Origin of the sequence: Snodgrassella sp. W8158 (assembly GCF_016100435.1) — a bacterium.
GTDB classification, from domain to species: Bacteria; Pseudomonadota; Gammaproteobacteria; order Burkholderiales; family Neisseriaceae; genus Snodgrassella; species Snodgrassella alvi.
Genome location: NZ_JACFSM010000002.1, coordinates 384,349 through 403,503, shown reverse-complemented (window position 1 = coordinate 403,503; position 19,155 = coordinate 384,349). Strand labels below are relative to the sequence as shown.

Genomic DNA, 19,155 nt, shown 5'->3' with positions numbered 1-19,155 from the left:
GGTTGGTCGTTTAACCAAAGGAAAATCATGACATTGTCTTTTTCAGATTTAAAACTAGACAAACAACTCACCAATGCACTCACTGCTGCCGGCTACGAAAATCCAACACCAGTACAACTTGAATCTATTCCGGCAGTTCTGGATAACCAGGATTTAATGGTTTCCGCTCAAACTGGTTCTGGAAAAACAGCCGCATTTTTATTACCAACACTGCAAAAACTGCTCAAACGCAGTGAAAAATCAGGCAAAGGCCCGCGTGCTCTTGTATTAACACCTACACGCGAACTTGCTCAACAGGTAGAAAAAAATGCTCAGATTTATGGTAAAAACATGCCTTGGCTGCGCACAGTAACGTTGGTAGGCGGTACAGCTTTCGGTCAGCAAATCCGTGCATTATCCCGTCCGATTGATCTTATCGTAGCTACTCCGGGACGTCTGATGGATCACATGCGTCAGGGACGCATTGATTTTGGCCGGCTTGAAGTGCTTATTCTGGATGAAGCAGACAGAATGCTGGATATGGGTTTTATTGATGATATTGAGACCATAGTTGCCGCAACTCCTGCTGAACGTCAGACCCTGTTATTTTCAGCTACCTGGGATGGTATGGTAGGTAAACTTGCCGAAAAATTAACACATCAACCGCAAAAAATCGATATTGCCCGGGAAGAAAAACAAGGCAAAATTGATGAAAAACTGTATTACTGTGATGACATCCGGCATAAAAACCGTCTGCTTGATCATCTGTTGCGTGATACCAGTATTGATCAGGCAGTAATATTTACTGCCACCAAAGCTATGTCTGAACAGCTGGCTGATGAACTTTATGAAAAAGGCTTTTCGGCTAACTGTCTGCATGGCGATATGCCACAAGGCTGGCGTAACCGTACATTAATGGATTTACGCAAAGGCCGGATTAAAATACTAGTGGCTACTGATGTTGCCGCCCGTGGTATTGATGTACCAACCATTACACATGTCATTAATTATGATTTACCTAAGCAGGCTGAAGACTATGTACATCGTATCGGTCGTACAGGCCGTGCTGGCCGAACCGGTCTGGCCATTACTTTTGCTGAAGTAAACGAGTATATTAAAGTACATAAAATTGAACGCTACCTAAACCGCAAACTACCTGAGCAAACTATTGCCGGTATGGAACCGACACGTAAACGTGCTGGTAAAATAGCGAATAAAGGTCGCCGCTCCTATGGTAATCACAACAAAAATGGTAACTGGAATGCAAACCGCCGTCAGTCTGGCGAACAGCAACCAAACCGTTCCCGCCAGAACATTCCGGCTGCCCGTCAGAGAAACAGTCAGCCAAACAGACGTAGTAATAGCCAACCCAAGCAATAAGCTCCTCACTTTATCGTAATAAAAGGTCAGGCTACTGATTCAGACCTGACCTTTTAACAATTCTGCGGTTTTTCTATTTATCATTTCCTCTCAATTTAAAGACAGACATACATCACTGTCTTGCAATATTCTGTTATATCTTATATATTGTTTAATGAACTAATAAATTATTACGTTAAAAACAATATCCGAACTGATAACTGATCTGCATTATTAATTTATCAGTAAACTTATACTTCCAAGTTATAAATGACAACAGTTGGTGCCCCACACCAGCAAGCGAGAAAGGATTTAACTATGCAACATCGTCGTAGATTACAAATTTTTCAGGCAGCTAAACGCGCTGCTTTTTATCAACATACTCAGGCTGTAAATGGCAAAGAGCAAACTCCTGAAAATGAAAAAGCCATTCACAATTTCGAACCTGTTCATCAATAAAATTTTTGCTAAAAAAGAGCCCTATCTGCAGAGATAGGGCTCTTTTTAAATATGCTCTCTTTAATAAAAACTATAAATAATATTTTCGGAAAAGTTATTACCAGTAACAAATACCTATAAACTCATTACATCTTATTTATAATAAAATTTCAAATACAAAAAGATTGCAGTAATGTGGATTTTTTTCAGCTGAATTTGTTTTAATTCAATTATTGAGTACAGATTCAATTATTATAAATCGGTATGAAAATATTTTTTAATCAGTTATTCCTTAGTATATTTGACCACACTAAATTAAATAAAATTTTTTATAAATCAAACGATTGACAATACAATAAATATCATCATATCCCAGTCCTAAAATTGAATATCTTTGCGCTAAAATAAAAATATTAAATTTCTCTGCATCTGCATTCATTTTGTAAATGACTTTAATTTGACTAGATAGACATTTTTATCTTTTATATACCGTCCCACTATTTCAACCTTTTCAGGATTAAGCTCCAGGAGCAATATTAATTATCATCAGCTATACCAGTCACTATAATATAGATTCAACCACCCTCACTACAATATTGTTTTTCTTTTAGACAATTAATTTTATGATAATTGCTTAATATTAATAATTTTTTCAATTTAATATATACCCTTACCAACTGTTCAATCATTCATAGATTTAACAGAATTGTCTTTTTTAAAATATCAAAATGAAAATAAGCAGAATATTAGAAATAATAATTTACCTGTTTATCAGCATAAAGTTTATCTTTCGTCTAAAATATTGGAAATGAGAAAATATTTGGAAAAATAATTTTCGTATATCGTTTATTCCAAACGACCACATAATCCCAATGATATTCTATTGATAGATAAAGAAAGATACGTTTTTTACGCTTTTAACTGATTTAATATTTACACAATTATCTGGTTTCTGAAAACTATAAATAAAATATAAAACAAATACACTACTCTATATGAATAATAAACTTCGCCGGATTTTTCATACATCAGTTCGAATTGAATCATAATAATTAATAACAAGACTAATTAAATACCCAATCTGAATGATTAAAACTCATCCAGATATCTAATTAATCATTAATAATAGATTTCACCAATATTATTTATAGCTAAATCCAGATTTTTAACTGAAAATTTCCATATGCCAATATAATATAAAAATTTACTTAATTTAATTTGATATTTCACATTTAATCCTTACTAGTCTCACTGCCTGATTTGTGCGAAAATTCAATTTATTTATTGGGCGAACTACCATGTTAGACAGAGAAGGTTATCGCCCCAATGTCGGGATAATCATTACTAACGACCATAACGAGGTTTTTTGGGGCAAGCGTGTACATGAACACTCTTGGCAGTTTCCGCAAGGCGGTATTAAGCCGGGTGAAAGCCCGGAAGCCGCCATGTATCGTGAACTCATGGAAGAAGTCGGCCTGCTGCCGCATCATGTCAAAATAATCGGACGCACCCGGGACTGGTTACGTTATGATGTACCTACACATTGGATCAAACGCGAATGGCGGGGTTCTTATAAAGGCCAAAAACAGATCTGGTATTTGCTGCGTCTAACCGGACGGGAAAGTGATGTTCATCTGCGAGCAACCCATCATCCTGAATTTGATGCATGGCGTTGGCACCAATACTGGGCTCCAGTTGATGAAGTTATTGAATTCAAAAGAAATGTCTATTTGAATGCATTACACGAGCTTTCACGCTTTTTACACGAACTGCCCAGCTGGACTGAATTTGTTCAAACTCGACAAAATCATGATGATAAATACTCACTGGCAGAATGATTGCCTGTGAATAGTTCTGTATTGAAGATTCCGCCAAAATTCTGAATCTGAAACAAATTACCGAAAAAATAAATTTTTTACGGTAATTTGTTTTATATTGCGATTAATACTTATCTAAAAATAAATTATGAGCAAATCCACAACTTATGATGAATCCAGTGTCACCGTTCTGAAGGGTCTGGCACCGGTTAAAGAACGCCCTGGTATGTATACCAGAACGGATAGCCCTACTCATATCATTCAGGAAGTAATTGATAATGCCGCAGACGAAGCTCTGGGCGGCTATGCACAAAATATCGATGTTACTCTGAATCCCGATGGATCCGTTACCGTCAGAGACAATGGTCGCGGTATTCCCACCGGATTACACCCAACCGAAAAAGTACCCGTAATTGAACTGGTTTTCACCCAACTACATGCTGGTGGTAAATTCAATAAAAAAAGCGGCGACGGTGCTTATGCTTTTTCAGGTGGCTTACATGGTGTAGGCGTTTCCGTGACCAATGCACTGTCTTCCCGGCTTGAAGTTACTGTCAAAAGAGCCGGAAATATTTACCATATTGCCTTTGCTGGTGGTGACGTCATTAAGCCTTTGTCTGTAACCGGCAAATGCGCCGTTAAAGACAGTGGTACCGAAGTTCGTATCTGGCCTGACGGACATTACTTCGATAATCCGCAATACAATCTGCCGGAACTGGAACGCAATTTACGTGCTAAAGCTGTTTTATTACCCGGCGTGAATGTTACCCTTACCCGCTACCAGAATGCTACGGATGAAGCTCAGACACAAAACTGGCATTATCCGAATGGCCTGAAAAGCTATTTACTTGACTTACTTTCAGATAGCCAGACTGCCACACCCATTTTCTCAAGTGAAAATTATTTAAACTCAAATCATGGAACTGACTTTAATCAGGGTGAAGGTGCAGCTTTCGCTCTGACATGGCTGGAAGACGGACATACACCAAGTGAAAGCTACGTTAATCTGATCCCTACCGCGTTAGGCGGCACTCATGAAGCCGGGCTGAAACAGGCAGTTTTTCACGCTGTAAACAACTTTATCAATCATCATAATTTACTTCCGCGCGGCGTAAAACTACAGTCAGATGATGTTTTTTCACGCGTTGCCTTTGTTCTCTCTGCACGGTTGCTCGATCCTCAGTTTCAAGGGCAGACAAAAGACAAATTAACCAGTCGTGATGCACTCAAACTGGTAGCTGCAGTATGTAGTGATCCATTAGAACTCTGGTTAAACCAGAATATCGATACAGGTAAAAAAATAGCTGAACTGGCTATTAGTCAGGCTCAGGCGCGAATGCGTTCAACTAAAAAAATTGAAAAGAAAAAAGGTTCTGGCGTAGCTGTTTTACCAGGCAAACTTACTGACTGCGAAAGTGAAGACATCCGAGAAAATGAATTGTTTCTGGTAGAAGGTGATTCAGCCGGCGGCTCAGCTAAACTGGCCCGGGATAAAAATACTCAGGCAATTCTTCCATTGCGCGGTAAAGTTTTAAACAGTTTTGAAATTCATCGCGACCAATTGTTTGGTAATGCAGAAATACATGATATTTCTGTTGCCATCGGAGTAGACCCCCACGGTAGAAACGATAATCCTGATTTATCTGGCTTACGCTATGGAAAAATAGCCATCTTATCAGATGCTGATGTTGATGGTGCTCATATACAGGTTCTATTACTCACCTTGTTTTATACCCATTTCCCGCGACTGATAGAGACCGGACACATTTATGTAGCCCAACCACCACTTTTTCGTATAGATGTAAATGCACAGGGTAAAAGCAAACCTGCACGCAAGATTTATGCTCAGGATGAGGCAGAACTGGAAAGCATTAAAGACAGACTGCAATTAGAAAAAAGTACTTATCACATAAATCGCTTTAAAGGTTTAGGCGAAATGAATCCTGATCAGCTCAAGGATACTACCATGAATCCGGATACACGCCGTCTGTTGCAAGTACATATTCCCGATGAAGAAAACAGTGAAACCCGAAATATTTTTATCAAATTAATGGGAAAAGGTGAAGCAGCTTCCAGAAGAGTATGGATGGAAGCTGAAGGAGATAAAGTAGAAGCCGATATTTGAAATTAACCTAACAAACAGGTTGTTTATCATATTGAGAACAACCTGTTTAAATTAATTTATATATTAAACAACAAAATAAACATAATTAACATTATCAAACTATAAGGGCACTGATTTCACTTAATTGTCTTTTTAATAAATAACATTAATTTAAATTTGTAAAATATATAAGCAAACTTACAACACACTATTAATTTATATATTAATATGCACTAAAAAAGTAAGATTTTAATATTTAAAACAATTCATTTACCATTAGTTAAGCATAGAATTAAACATATATTCGCAGTCTCAATAGCATATAAAATATAAAAAATGAGATAACATTTGATAAATATCAAACTTTAGCTAAGTTGACAGGATTATATTACGCAATCTACTATCTAAAATGCTATAATTTCATTTACATTTCAATAAAATTCAATAAACTGTAACAATAGCTTTCATTGGTTCTGAATAATTATAGATAAACTAAAAAATAAAGAAATGTAAATAAAATAGAAAGCTTAAATAAAGATAATTAATAAAATTTAATAACATTTTTTTGCAAAAACATTCACCCATCTTTATAATTGACAAAGTTACAGTCAATTTAAGAGGAATTTCCATGAAATATGATTTTATCGACGGCGTATTGAAAACCCTGAACAGTACACCCGACATTACATCTTCAGCAGTTATCTCAACTGATGGTTTGCCAATTGCTTCAGCTTTGCAGAGTGGCATGGATGAAGACCGTATTGGTGCAATGGCTGCAGCATTACTGTCTCTGGGTAATCGTTCTGCAAAAGAGGTATTAAAAGGTACTCTGGACAATACCATTATTCATACTGATAAAGGCTACATGCTGCTGTTTCAGGCCTCTGAAGCTATTCTGTTAACCATTACTACCACTCATGAAGCCAAATTAGGTCTGATTCTGTTTGAAGCTAAACGGGCATTGAAAGAATTAGCTGACCATTTTAGTTAATAATCAATTTGCTTGATCTGAAATATGCAATGCTATTTAAATACCCGCTCATGCAAATTTGAAATTAACACGTTTTATTGCAGTTTATAATACTGTAAAAATAAGCTTTAAAATCAGGCAGTACTCTTGTATTCGGATATTTTCTGAATTCTGACTAAATTGCTGTTAGTCAAACCTAAAGAAAACTAAAGCTAAAACTAAATTTATTGCATGAAAGGGCGTTTAAATGTTTTATAACTATATTGAAACGCATCGCATATATGTATTGGGTAATATTTAAAATCCCGATTGTATGCATTTCCAGAAATTTATATTAGCAGTAAATTTATTAAAGTAGAAAGAATAAACTACTGTAAGAAAAATAAAAAATCTGAAATGCATTTCTATTAAGCACACTCATTCTTTATCAGATTAAACCAAAATTGAAGGACAGATAAATATGGATATGAGTCGTTGGATTCAGCCAAAGCCTGAAGGTGAATTTTCAGAGTATAAAATTAAGCATTATCAGCAAGACGGAGAATCAACAGTATATGTAACTCATCAGGAATTTCCTTATCCTGATGGTGCTTTAATTGTATCACGTACAGATCTTAACGGTATTATCACGCATGCCAATGACGTCTTTGTTGATATCAGTGGCTGGGCACGTGATGAAATTATTGGTGCTCCACACTGCCTTTTACGTCATCCTGACATGCCAAAAGCTCCATTTGCCGATATGTGGGAAACCTTGCAAAGAGGCGAACGCTGGTACGGTTATGTTAAAAACTTACGAAAAGATGGCGGCCATTACTGGGTATACGCCACTGTAATTCCGAACTTACGTCAAGGCAAAGTGATTGGCTATAGCTCAATTCGTCGCAAACCAAGCCGTGAACGTGTTAACGAAATGAGTGCCAAGTATATAGAAATGCTGAAAACTGAACAGGAAGGAAAATAATATGCTGAGTTTAATGGTTGTACCCGATTATTTGCCTGATCAGTTCAGCACATGGTATTTGCTAAATAATTACCTGCAAAAGAAAAGCAATCAGAATATTTCTCTGATTATGCCTCCTTCATTTGATGAAGTAAAAGCACAGCAAGATAAAGAAAAAGTCTCTATGCTTTTTGTTAATCCGTTTGCTGCCGGTAATTATGTACGTGAACAAGGTTATTTACCACTGGTTAAACCTAAAAATCAACCAGATGAGATTGTAATTGTTACTGCGGCTGATTCGGAAATTAATGCTATTGAAGAGCTCAAAGGTACTGTTGAACTGGCTCTTTCCAATAATGAAGATGCCAACTTTATTGGTTTGCGTTTGCTTGAACCAGCTAATCTGAGCGATGATGAGCTGGTTATCAATCGTAAAGATAACTTCCTTATGGTAGCTTCCAGTGTTATCCGCCAACAAGCAAAAATTGGCATTATTCAAGCTGAAGTATATGACAGCTTTAACTCTGTTACCAAAGATCAGTTAAAAGTATTACTGAAAAGCCGGATTAATGAAGTATCTCATGTCATGTTATATCATAAAGATATAGCTGATAAAGCAGAGCCGTTGAGAGAGATATTATGCAAAATGGCAGACGATTCTGATGGCGCTACTATTGTTAAAGCATTAAGTTTTCCAGAAGGTTTTACCGAGTTATCTGAAGAAGATATGGAATTCATGATTGATGTTGTAGACACATTACGTATGTAAGTCTATTACTGCATTCTAGGCCGTGTTAGCTTTATTAAGCTAACACGGTTTATTTTATATCTAATCTTTTTGTTTATATAAACAGAGTAGATATTATCCATGTACAACCTATATAAATTTTTTGAGATTTATTCAATACTTTCTCATTTTATAATTATCCACCTTATTTGAAAAATTTTTTTATAAGCCGGATACTAAAAGCAAGCTTGTACTTAACAGCATCTGCAATAATAAATTTATTTTATATTCATAATGATATATACGCAATGACTATTATTTAATATATCTGAATATTTTGTTTTTTACGCTAAATTTATAATGATTACTTTGTATGTTTGTTAGCTTTTTCCATTGTAGTGAAGCAATGTGTCTTCTGGTAAACAAGTTTAATAAATGTAAAAAACAGATATACCTTAAATAATCCATATACTGGCATTTTTCACCAGACTTTTATATAAGCTTAAATATGATTCAGAAAAAATAAAATAATATCTATCTATACAATTATCCGAACATTATAAACAAACTCAACAAACCTATATTTTATAAAAAATTACTTATCAGAATTTGGTAATGCATGCCTGCTTCGCATTATTAATCTACCATAATAAAACATATATCAACCTTAAAGCATAAACACTTCTTATATACATTTATTATCTTAAAATTATGAATATAAAAAATATACTTTCATAAATTTATGCTTTTATATTAACAAAATAATGCATTACATGAGTCTGTTATAATAAATGAATACATTATTGATAAACAACAATTATGGCTTCTATTAACGACAGTAAACCTTCTCGCTTTTTGCCCATTTTGTTGGCTATAGCCATTTTTATGCAGCAGCTGGATGCTACTATCCTGAATACTGCTCTGCCCTCAATGGCTGCCGATCTTGGGCAGTCACCGCTTAATATGCAATCGGCAATTATTGCCTATGCGCTAACGCTAGCAATAATGATGCCTTTGTCTGGTTTTCTGTCGGATAAATTAGGAACTCGTAAACTCTTTATGGGTTCTATGGTCATATTTATTATTGGATCTGTACTGTGTGCTGCAAGTAATAATCTGGCTTTGCTGGTACTGGCCAGAATCATTCAGGGTTTAGGCGGCGCAATGCTAACACCGGTAGCCCGTTTAACCATGATGCAGGCCTACGACCGCTCTAAGCTCATAACTGTTATGAATTATGCCATTATGCCGGCTCTGATCGGACCGGTATTGGGACCAATTATTGGTGGCTATCTTGTGGTATATACCAGCTGGCACTGGATATTTTTACTCAATGTACCGATAGGGTTATTAGGATTACTGGTTACCTGGTATATCATGCCCAATTTTAACCGGCCAGCAAATTACTTTGATGGATTAGGTTTCTTTCTGTTTTCGGCATCTGCTTTTTGCATGACGCTTACTTTTGAAACCATGTCACATGCTAACAATATTTTATTTGGTTGTATGATGGCTATTGCTGGTATTGGCGCTTTATTTGCCTATCTTGCTCATGCACGCCAGAACAACTGTGCTTTGTATCCTCCGCATTTAATTCTGGTGCGTACATTTCGTCTGGGACTGGCAGGTAATTTAGTAAGCCGCCTTGGCATGAGCGCCCTGCCTTTATTATTGCCTTTATTATTTCAGGTTGCTTTTAACTATGATGCGGTAAATTCAGGCTGGCTGCTGATGCCTCTTGCTTTGGCGGCTATATTTGCCAAACCCTTTCTGAAGCCTTTAATGAATCATTTTGGTTATCGTAATACACTTGCCTGGAACACACGTATTATCGGTATACTGATTATGTCACTCGCTTTAATCAGTGCCAGTACACCGCAATGGTTGATATTATTACATCTGTGTATTTTGGGCGCCTGTAACTCTTTGCAGTTTACTGGTATGAATACCATTACACTGGCTGATTTACGTCCTAATCAAGTTAGTAGCGGCACTAGTCTGATGGCTGTTAACCAGCAACTGGCATTAAGTTTCGGTATAGCAATTGGCGCATTACTTTTGCAATCTTTCAGTCGTGCCAGCTTTATCAATCACAATATTACTACCGCCTTTCGCATTACTTTTATTATTCTCGGCGTGTTCACTCTGCTTTCAAGCTGGATATTTGCCCGTCTGCATTCAACTGACGGTGCTAATCTGCTTACAAAAGAAAATGCATAGATTAACAATTTTCTGAATTCTGACAAAAAAATTACTTATCTGCCTGATATTGTTATTAAGTCAAAGGATAATATCAAACTAAAAGTAATTTTTAATACAAAACTAATACCATTCAGAACTACAAATAATTAAACTTTTCCATGTAATTTATAGTACTCATTAATTAAAGTAGAACTTACTATTTAAAATTATTATTTTAAATTTATAAAAAAAGCTGCCAATATTTTCAGCAGCCTTTTTTCAGATATTAATTAATGTGGAATGTCGTCACTTAAATAAACAGCCGGTTCACTTTTATCATGTGGCAGCACTATATTTAGAATAATCGCTACAATTCCGCCCATACAAATCGGATTTTGAAACAATATTGGTAACTGAGCAAATACTTCCGGTTCAAAAGCCACACCCAAACCAAGCCCCAGTGATGTAGCACAGATAACTGCTTCACGGCGTCGGATACCGGCAGTAATAATAATTCTGATACCGGCAGTTACAATCAAACCAAACATAACCACCATTGCGCCACCTAAAACCGGACTGGGAATAGTGGTAAAAATAGCACCAACCCATGGAAATAAGCCAAGTATAATCAGAATAGCAGCAATATATTTACCGACATACCGGGAAGCAACTCCCGTCATCTGAATAACGCCATTATTCTGGGCAAAAGTGGTTAACGGCAATGAACCCAGTGCTGTAGCAATTACGGATACCAGACCATCAGCCATTACCCCGCCGCGTAAACGGTTTGTGTACGACGGACCATCTACCGGCTGATTAGAAATCATGGCGGTAGCAGTTAAATCACCTACTGCTTCAAATACACTTAAAAGATAAATAGTACCGGCCACCATAAAAGCATGCCAGTCAAAAGCAAAGCCGTATTTAAATGGAATCGGTATTGTAATTAAGGGTAAATCGTGCAGATTGGAAAAATCTACAATTCCCATAAAAATCGCAATTACATAACCTGATATCAAACCTACCGCAATGCCGGCCATACGCCACCATGCATTTTTAAAGCAGTTAAATAACAATACAGTAAACAGTACAAATGTGGACAGAGCCAGATTAGACCATGAACCAAAAGTATGATTTGCTTTTGCAGTAAGACCACCGCCAAAGTCAGTAATACCGACATGAATAAGACTCAGACCTATCATCAATACCACAACTCCGCTTACAGTAGGAGTGATGATTTTTTTAAGAAAAGGTAACAGCCATGATGCCCCGATTACTAAAAAGGCGCCCACGAATGAGACGCCCAGTAAAGTTGAAATCATAGTATTTTCATTCATCCCGCTTTCTTTCATGCCCAGCCCCAGCGCAATCATGACAGTGACAAATGAAAAATTAACTGATTGAATTGATAACAGCCCCGAACCAATAACACCAAAGCGGTGTACCTGAATATAAGTACCTACACCTGAAGCCACCATAGACATTGAGACCAGATAAGCAGTCATGTCAGCCGGCAGTTTCAGCGCACCGCCCACCACAAGAGCCGGTGCCACCATAGGGACAAAAAGAGCGAGTAAATGGGTTAATGCACTGAGCAAACCATTTAAAACAGGAGGTTTTTCCTCCAGACCATAGACCAGATCAGAGTGTTCATTCTGCTTACGAACAGAGGAATTATCGGCCATGTCATCCTTCCTTATTTGCTTTATGCATGTGTGAAATGTATATAAAGCAGCGTATTTTAAGCGATACGGCACTGTTTAATCCAGAGCAAACTATTGAGGAATAGAATCTTTAACACAAGCAAACTACTTTTATCAAAAGTGGTTCGAATACCGGCAGTTTTCCATGTAAGCAAAAAATACGCTACAATCATCACATTTTTAGCTCACCTGTAAAGGGTAGAATTATGTTGACAGGCAGCCTGGTTGCCATCGTAACGCCTATGCATGAAGATGGCAGTATTGATTATGAACAATACAAACAGCTTATTGACTGGCATATCGAGTCCGGAACCGATGCCATTGTCGCCGTGGGAACAACCGGTGAATCAGCCACACTTAGCGTGGATGAGCATTTGAATGTCATCAAAACTGCTGTAGAACATGTAGCCGGACGCGTGAAAGTGATTGCTGGTACTGGCGCCAACAATACTCACGAAGCAATTTATCTGGCTCAGGAGGCTCAGCAGGCTGGTGCTGATATGACTTTGTCTGTAGTACCCTACTACAACAAACCCAATCAGGAAGGTATCTACCGCCACTTTAAAACTATTGCCGAAGCAACCAGTATCCCCATGATTTTGTATAATGTCCCGGGTCGCACTGTTGCCGATATGCAACCGGACACTGCTTTACGTCTGGCAGAAATTGACAATATTGTTGGTATTAAAGAAGCCACTGGTAACATTGGCCGCGCATGTTATTTGTTTAAGCACGTACCTGAAAATTTTGCAGTTTATTCCGGTGATGATCCTACTGCTCTGGCATTTTTACTGTGCGGCGGTCATGGTGTGATCAGCGTTACTGCTAATGTTGCTCCGAAATTGTTTGCAGATATGTGTCATGCAGCTTTGCGCGGAGATATTACAGGTGCACGCGCTTTAAATGATAAATTACAGCGTCTGCATGGTGATCTTTTCTGTGAACCAAGCCCTGCACCAACGAAATGGGCACTGTCTAAACTGGGTAAAATCAATCCGGTTTGCCGTCTGCCTATTACTGAATTAACTCCTGCCGGACAGGCTGTCGTGCTGGCCGCCATGCAGGAAGCCGAATTAATTTAAACACAAGCCTAAATTGCCATTGTAAAGCACACTGAAAGTGGCCGATATGAATATAAGTAAAACCGTTGCTCTAACCCTGCTGGCAGCAAGTCTTGCCGCCTGTGCCAGCAAAAAAGAAAACCTGCCTAAACTGGATTATCAGTCTGACAATAAAAAAATTGTTCAGCTGGATGTACCTCCTGATTTGACTGATCCGAATCAGGGGAACCGCTTTAGTGCACCTGGCAGTTCACTGATTAATGGGGCTGTACGTGCCAGTGACATGAACAAAAAAGCGGGCAAAACCCAGAATAATGCGAATACACAGGTACTGACTCAGGTACCGAATATTCATTTGCAGCGTGATGGAAGTATTCGCTGGCTGACTATCGATAACAAACAAGCTGCTGAATTATGGCCGCTGCTCAGAGCATTCTGGCAGGAACAGGGCTTTACTATCGAGCGTGAAGAACCATCCATTGGTCTGATGCAAACCAACTGGGCGGAAAACCGTGCCAAACTACCATCTGATGTGATTCGCGGTATATTCGAAAAAGTAGGTCTGGGTGGTGTTTACTCCAGCGGCGAGCGGGATATGTTTACTATCCGTCTGGAACGTAACAGCAAAGGCGGTACAGATGTATTCTTCAGCCAGAAAGGTATGAAAGAAGTCTATACCAGCAAAGATGGTGACAGCACTGCATGGCAGCCAAGACCTAATGAGCCTGAGCTGGAAGCAGCATTTCTTGCACGCTTTATGCAATATCTTGGTGCAGACGCCAAACAGGTACAGCAACAGATAGCTGCCCAAAAACAAAACCCGAATGAATACAATTTAGCCAAAATTGATGGCAATAGTATTTACCTGCTTGGGCCTCAGGAACGTAACTGGCGTCGTGTTGCACTGGCTTTGGATCGTGTTGGTCTGAATGTAATTGGAGAAAACCAGAGTCAATATGCTTATCTGGTTGAAGTAGCTGCTGCAGAAGCCTCTTCTGTTTCTCATAAAAAACCAGGATTATTCGGACGTATGTTCGGGCGCAGCAAAAAAGCTGAACAACAGCAACAGCCAAAACAGCAACCTCGTCTGATGGTACTGGCAATACCTCTCAAGGATGGCGGAACACGTGTCACTTTGGCCAATGAAGATGGCACAATATATACCGGAAAAGATGCCACAAAATGGCTTCAGCAACTGGATCAGCAATTACGCTAACTTTAAAAGCCTGCTTATGCAGGCTTTTTTAAACCAAACAACTATCCAGACTTTTATTCAGATCGCCTAATTAAATAATTAGAATTAATTTGGATTAAATGGATTGTTTGATTTGTATTCAAAGCTAATCAATTACTTTAAGATTAATTTAACTGGCACCGGATTTTTGTTTTATGCTGTTTTCAGGGTTCAATTAAATTGCTTATCAAATACTTTTTTAAATTACATACTAACGACTTAATATTTATATCTTTTAAAAATAAAATTATTTTTATACAATCTTTTTTACTGTTCAATCTGTTTATTATAAAACCGGTTTTCTTGTTTATTAGACAGATAAACAGATTCTAAAGATAGAAAATAAAAAATTCTGAAGTGTCAAATATGAAAAAATTAATTGTTAGTTATTGTTTTCTTTCAATGACCGTAATTGCGGCTTTGGTTATCGGTACAATATTCTTTGCGGATATACGTTATCCATTATGGTATAGTATCACCTGTTTTATTATTGCTGCACTCGGCTTAATAATACTAACGCCATTTACCATTAAAATAATTAAAATTAATCGAAACTTAAATTAATTCAATATCCATTGTAAATAATATCAATTTATTTTATATGCATATTTTTAATCGTAAGCTGTAAATATTTATTGTTTAAATATTTACAATAGTTTTCATTTAACAGATTTTCTGTATATAATTGGTCGTAATTTCTTCTTTAACCTTTTATGATATCAGACTAATGAAAAAATTAATTATAATGCATATCTGCACAAGCCTTATGTTTGTAATCTTTCTCGGTATCGGATTTTTTCTCTATAATAAAGATCAGCAACTGACAATTTATAGTAAAACATTTTTTATCCTAGGTGCAATTATGGCCATCGGAGAAATGCCTTTGACCTTTAAATTAACCAAAATGAAACAAGAGAATCAGCAGAAATCTGAAACAACTACAGATTTTACTTCATTGGGAAAAAAATAAAATTTTTCAGTTTATGAAATCACTATAATTAATATTAATCTGTATTTTATAAATAACTCATATTTTTTTACTTAAAATTGATTTATAAACTGATTTATTTTATTCCGGCTGTAAGTAATAATCGTAAATAGCTGTATCTTTCTTAATTAACCAATCTGCCCAGCCAATTTATATCTTTTTAAAGCATTTACGAATGACGAAACTCAAACTTTTATTACTCATTCTGGCTTCATGTACATTTATGTTTATTGGCTGGGTTGTGCTGGGCTGTTATTATTGGGTACATCAACAGCACACTATTGCGATAATCTGCTGTTTACTCGCTTTCATTAGTGTACTGGGGCAATTTGCTGCGCTGGCGTTTACTTTGCGTGAACGTGCATACCGGCAAATTAATCAAGTGTTATCCTCAAATGATGTAAACCATGAATAAAATTGTTCTTGCCAGTAATAATCAGGGCAAGCTAGCTGAATTTAGCCGCCTGTTTAATTCTTTAAATATCGAAGTTGTTCCGCAGTCTGAATTTAATATTCCTGAGTGCCCGGAACCTTATATCACATTTGTTGAAAATGCACTCGCTAAAGCACGTCATGCCAGCCGTTATAGTGGCTTACCGGCATTGGCCGATGATTCTGGTATTTGTGCCAATGCACTGCATGGTAAACCTGGTGTCCATTCAGCACGTTATGCAGGTACAGAAACGAAATCAGATACAGCCAATAATGCCAAGCTGGATGATGAATTACGCAATTGTGATGACAAAAGTGTGTTTTATGTATGTGTACTGGTTTTAGTGCGTCATCCTGATGATCCACAGCCATTAATTGCTGAAGCCAATTGGTCTGGGCTGTGGCAATCCTCTGCTGCAGGAAGCAATGGTTTTGGATACGATCCGCATTTTTATGTTCCAGACCAGAAACTGACTGCTGCACAAATGAGTCAGGAAGAAAAAAACCGGATAAGTCATCGTGCTCAGGCATTAAATATTTTAATGGATAAACTGCGTCAGCAGTATGGCCTGAATACTCATGTCTGAGTTTCCCGTTTCTCTGCAAATACCGCATTCTGTTACGCCAGTTTTGACCAGTTTACCGCCACTATCTCTGTATATTCATATTCCATGGTGTGTTCGCAAATGTCCGTATTGCGACTTCAATTCGCATCAGCTTAAACAAGAACTGGATGAGCAGAAGTATATTGATGCCTTATTAACTGATCTGGAAACTGAACTGCCTTATTTCTGGGGTAGGTCTGTTCACACAATTTTTATCGGCGGAGGGACACCTAGTCTATTTTCCGCATCTGCATTTGAAAAGCTCTTAAGCGGCATTCGTGCGCGGGTTAATCTGATACCCACAGCAGAAATTACCCTTGAAGCCAATCCGGGCACATTTGAACGCGATCGTTTTGCAGACTATGCAGCAGCTGGTATAAACCGGCTTTCCATCGGAGTACAAAGTTTTGCCAATGACAAACTGGCTGCACTGGGAAGAATTCATAACCGCAAAGAAGCACTAAATGCCATTGAATCAGGCTTAATTCTGTTTCCTAAACTCAATATTGATTTGATGTATGCCTTACCAGGACAAACTGTCGAACAGGCAAAGGAAGATATTAATACAGCAATTGCAACTGGCGTAAGGCACATTAGTGCTTATCAGCTTACACTGGAACCCAATACACCTTTTGCCCATTCACCTCCTCCGAAGCTACCGGATGATGACCATATTGCTGATATAGAAGAAGCTGTACATACATCACTGTCACAGGCAGGTTTTCATCATTATGAAACGTCTGCCTTCGCCCAGCCTCTGCAACAATGCCGGCATAATCTGAACTACTGGCAATTTGGTGATTATATCGGTATCGGAGCTGGCGCTCATGGTAAGATATCCAGTGCTCAGGCAATTGAGCGCACTACCCGGTGCAGGCATCCGAAAGATTATCTGCAAGCGATGCAGCAGCAACCTCAGTGTGCTATTGTCCGCCGGCGAATTTCTGCACAGGATTTACCTTTTGAATTTATGCTGAATGCTCTGAGATTAACTGATGGAGTTCCTACTACATGGTTTAGCGAGCGTACCGGCTTGCCTGTTACCTCCATTCAATGTGCGATTACTCAGGCCGTAGAGCGAGGTTTAATGGACGCAGATCCGTTAAACTTACGTCCGACTGCACTCGGACGTACTTTTCTGAACGATTTACTGGCTTTATTTTTGAAAGACTGATAACCCCTTTTCATACCAAGGAGTAAAAACATGGGAAAAAATATTATTCATACTGAGAAAGCACCGGCTGCTATCGGTGCTTATTCACAAGCAGTGCGTGCTGGCAATACAGTATATCTTTCCGGTCAGATTCCGTTGGTAGCTGAAACAATGCAAATCGTTGATGGCGGTTTTGCTGAACAGACACATCAGGTGTTTAAAAATCTCCGGGCGGTTGCAGAAGCTGCCGGAGGCAGTCTGAATGACTTGGTAAAAGTAAATGCCTATCTGACTGATTTGAGTAATTTTGCTACGTTTAATGAGATTATGGCGCAATACTTTACAACTCCTTATCCAGCTCGTGCTGCTGTTGAAGTTTCTGCTTTACCTAAAGGTGCTCTGGTTGAAGCTGAAGCCATTCTGGTACTGGACAAGTAAACAGACAAATCGGGACAAACCAGTTTGATTAGGTTTATCCCGATTTCTCAGGAGATGAACATGGCACAGTATGTGATTGGTGATTTACAGGGATGTCTGACAGAGTTTAAAAAACTACTGGATAAACTGAATTTTAATCCCGGTACTGATACCTTATGGCTTACCGGCGATCTGGTAAACCGGGGCCCGCAATCACTGGCCACATTGCGTCTGGTAAAACAGCATGATGGCTGTATGCAGACTATTCTGGGAAATCATGACTTACATTTACTTGCACTGCATTATGGTTATGGCAAACTCAAACGTGCAGATACAATCAGTGACATTCTGAATGCGCCCGACAGAAAACAATTAATTGACTGGTTACTCCGACAACCTTTGTATCGCCAGCAGGACAATTATGTCATGGTACATGCAGGGATATGGCCGGAATGGACATGCGATCAGGCACAGCTACTGGCTCAGGAAGTGGAAACCGTATTACAAAATACACCGGAACAATTTTTTTCCCAAATGTATGGCAATAAACCAGTTCGCTGGAACAATAATCTCAGTGGCGATGAGAGATTGCGTTTTATCACTAACAGCTTTACCCGGATGCGTGCACTGACTGATGATGGAGCAATGGATTTTGATTATAAAGGGACGCTCATCAATATACCAGCGCATCATATACCATGGTTTAAGGCGCCGCACCGCCAAAATGTCGATAAAACCATTCTATTCGGTCATTGGTCGGCATTAGGTTTATATCAGGCCGATCATGTTGTTTGTGTGGATACCGGTGCTTTATGGGGGGGTAGCCTAACAGCTTTTAATCTGAATGACAGAAGCGTGGTACAGATACCAAGTGAAATAAAGTTAAATATTGAAAATTAAATACAGTTAAAATAATGACTTTAACATACTAATAGTTGGCCTTGAAAACAAATATTTCACTTGAAACATGATGTTGTGAAGAATTTTTTATTCATGTACTATTAATACAGTAACGATAACGTTTAAACTGTATTATTTAATACT

Annotated in this window: 17 protein-coding genes; 16 read left to right on the top strand and 1 reads right to left on the bottom strand. The window is 38.1% G+C overall.

The genetic code is table 11. The features are described 5' to 3' along the window. Positions 1-27 precede the first annotated feature (27 nt). The 8 genes from H3V11_RS06360 to H3V11_RS06325 all read left to right on the top strand — a co-directional run bounded on the left by H3V11_RS06360 (position 28) and on the right by H3V11_RS06325 (position 10,557). Entirely contained in the window at positions 28-1,359 is a 1,332-nt protein-coding gene (locus H3V11_RS06360; RefSeq protein WP_078475279.1) for a DEAD/DEAH box helicase, read from the top strand. A 297-nt stretch (positions 1,360-1,656) separates the two neighbouring features. Next, on the top strand, positions 1,657-1,797 hold the full coding sequence (locus tag H3V11_RS06355; RefSeq protein WP_157785008.1) for a hypothetical protein: 141 nt from the start codon (positions 1,657-1,659) through the stop codon (positions 1,795-1,797). A gap of 1,277 nt (positions 1,798-3,074) precedes the next feature. Then, positions 3,075-3,614, top strand: coding sequence for an RNA pyrophosphohydrolase (locus H3V11_RS06350; RefSeq protein ID WP_025330459.1), 540 nt, complete (start codon positions 3,075-3,077; stop codon positions 3,612-3,614). 127 nt (positions 3,615-3,741) lie between these two features. Then, complete coding sequence (locus H3V11_RS06345; protein WP_078475280.1) at positions 3,742-5,718, top strand: DNA topoisomerase IV subunit B; 1,977 nt, start codon at positions 3,742-3,744, stop codon at positions 5,716-5,718. A gap of 607 nt (positions 5,719-6,325) precedes the next feature. Beyond that, positions 6,326-6,688, top strand: coding sequence for a roadblock/LC7 domain-containing protein (locus H3V11_RS06340; protein WP_078475281.1), 363 nt, complete (start codon positions 6,326-6,328; stop codon positions 6,686-6,688). A gap of 445 nt (positions 6,689-7,133) precedes the next feature. Continuing rightward, entirely contained in the window at positions 7,134-7,631 is a 498-nt protein-coding gene (locus H3V11_RS06335) for a PAS domain-containing protein (RefSeq protein ID WP_078475340.1), read from the top strand. Between the two features lies 1 nt (position 7,632). Continuing rightward, positions 7,633-8,379: a phosphate/phosphite/phosphonate ABC transporter substrate-binding protein gene (locus H3V11_RS06330; protein WP_078475282.1), complete on the top strand. Its 747-nt coding sequence runs from the start codon at positions 7,633-7,635 to the stop codon at positions 8,377-8,379. A gap of 777 nt (positions 8,380-9,156) precedes the next feature. Further along, complete coding sequence (locus tag H3V11_RS06325) at positions 9,157-10,557, top strand: DHA2 family efflux MFS transporter permease subunit (RefSeq protein WP_078475283.1); 1,401 nt, start codon at positions 9,157-9,159, stop codon at positions 10,555-10,557. 251 nt (positions 10,558-10,808) lie between these two features. Here H3V11_RS06325 and H3V11_RS06320 read toward each other — a convergent pair whose 3' ends face one another. Further along, the gene (locus H3V11_RS06320; protein ID WP_037394020.1) at positions 10,809-12,203 is read right to left on the bottom strand and encodes a nucleobase:cation symporter-2 family protein; all 1,395 of its coding nucleotides are present in this window, start codon (positions 12,201-12,203) and stop codon (positions 10,809-10,811) included. Between the two features lie 224 nt (positions 12,204-12,427). On the opposite strand from H3V11_RS06320, the gene dapA reads away from it, so the two are divergent. From dapA to H3V11_RS06280, 8 genes are all read left to right on the top strand, one after another. After that, positions 12,428-13,303, top strand: coding sequence for a 4-hydroxy-tetrahydrodipicolinate synthase (gene dapA / locus H3V11_RS06315; protein ID WP_025330452.1), 876 nt, complete (start codon positions 12,428-12,430; stop codon positions 13,301-13,303). 46 nt (positions 13,304-13,349) lie between these two features. After that, on the top strand, positions 13,350-14,498 hold the full coding sequence (gene bamC / locus H3V11_RS06310; RefSeq protein WP_198223890.1) for an outer membrane protein assembly factor BamC: 1,149 nt from the start codon (positions 13,350-13,352) through the stop codon (positions 14,496-14,498). Positions 14,499-15,243: 745 nt separating this feature from the next. Continuing rightward, the gene (locus tag H3V11_RS06305; RefSeq protein WP_025330450.1) at positions 15,244-15,486 is read left to right on the top strand and encodes a hypothetical protein; all 243 of its coding nucleotides are present in this window, start codon (positions 15,244-15,246) and stop codon (positions 15,484-15,486) included. A gap of 193 nt (positions 15,487-15,679) precedes the next feature. After that, entirely contained in the window at positions 15,680-15,919 is a 240-nt protein-coding gene (locus H3V11_RS06300) for an NGO_0222 family membrane protein (protein WP_025330449.1), read from the top strand. Next, positions 15,912-16,523: an RdgB/HAM1 family non-canonical purine NTP pyrophosphatase gene (gene rdgB / locus H3V11_RS06295; RefSeq protein ID WP_096765278.1), complete on the top strand. Its 612-nt coding sequence runs from the start codon at positions 15,912-15,914 to the stop codon at positions 16,521-16,523. The genes H3V11_RS06300 and rdgB overlap by 8 nt, the downstream gene beginning before the upstream one ends. Then, positions 16,516-17,715, top strand: coding sequence for a radical SAM family heme chaperone HemW (gene hemW / locus H3V11_RS06290; protein ID WP_096765279.1), 1,200 nt, complete (start codon positions 16,516-16,518; stop codon positions 17,713-17,715). Before rdgB ends, hemW begins: the two co-directional genes overlap by 8 nt. Before the next feature lie 30 nt (positions 17,716-17,745). Next, positions 17,746-18,132 (top strand): RidA family protein, encoded by a 387-nt coding sequence (locus H3V11_RS06285; RefSeq protein ID WP_100125324.1) that lies wholly within the window; start codon positions 17,746-17,748, stop codon positions 18,130-18,132. A gap of 60 nt (positions 18,133-18,192) precedes the next feature. Further along, positions 18,193-19,011, top strand: coding sequence for a symmetrical bis(5'-nucleosyl)-tetraphosphatase (locus H3V11_RS06280; RefSeq protein WP_100125323.1), 819 nt, complete (start codon positions 18,193-18,195; stop codon positions 19,009-19,011). Positions 19,012-19,155 lie beyond the last annotated feature (144 nt).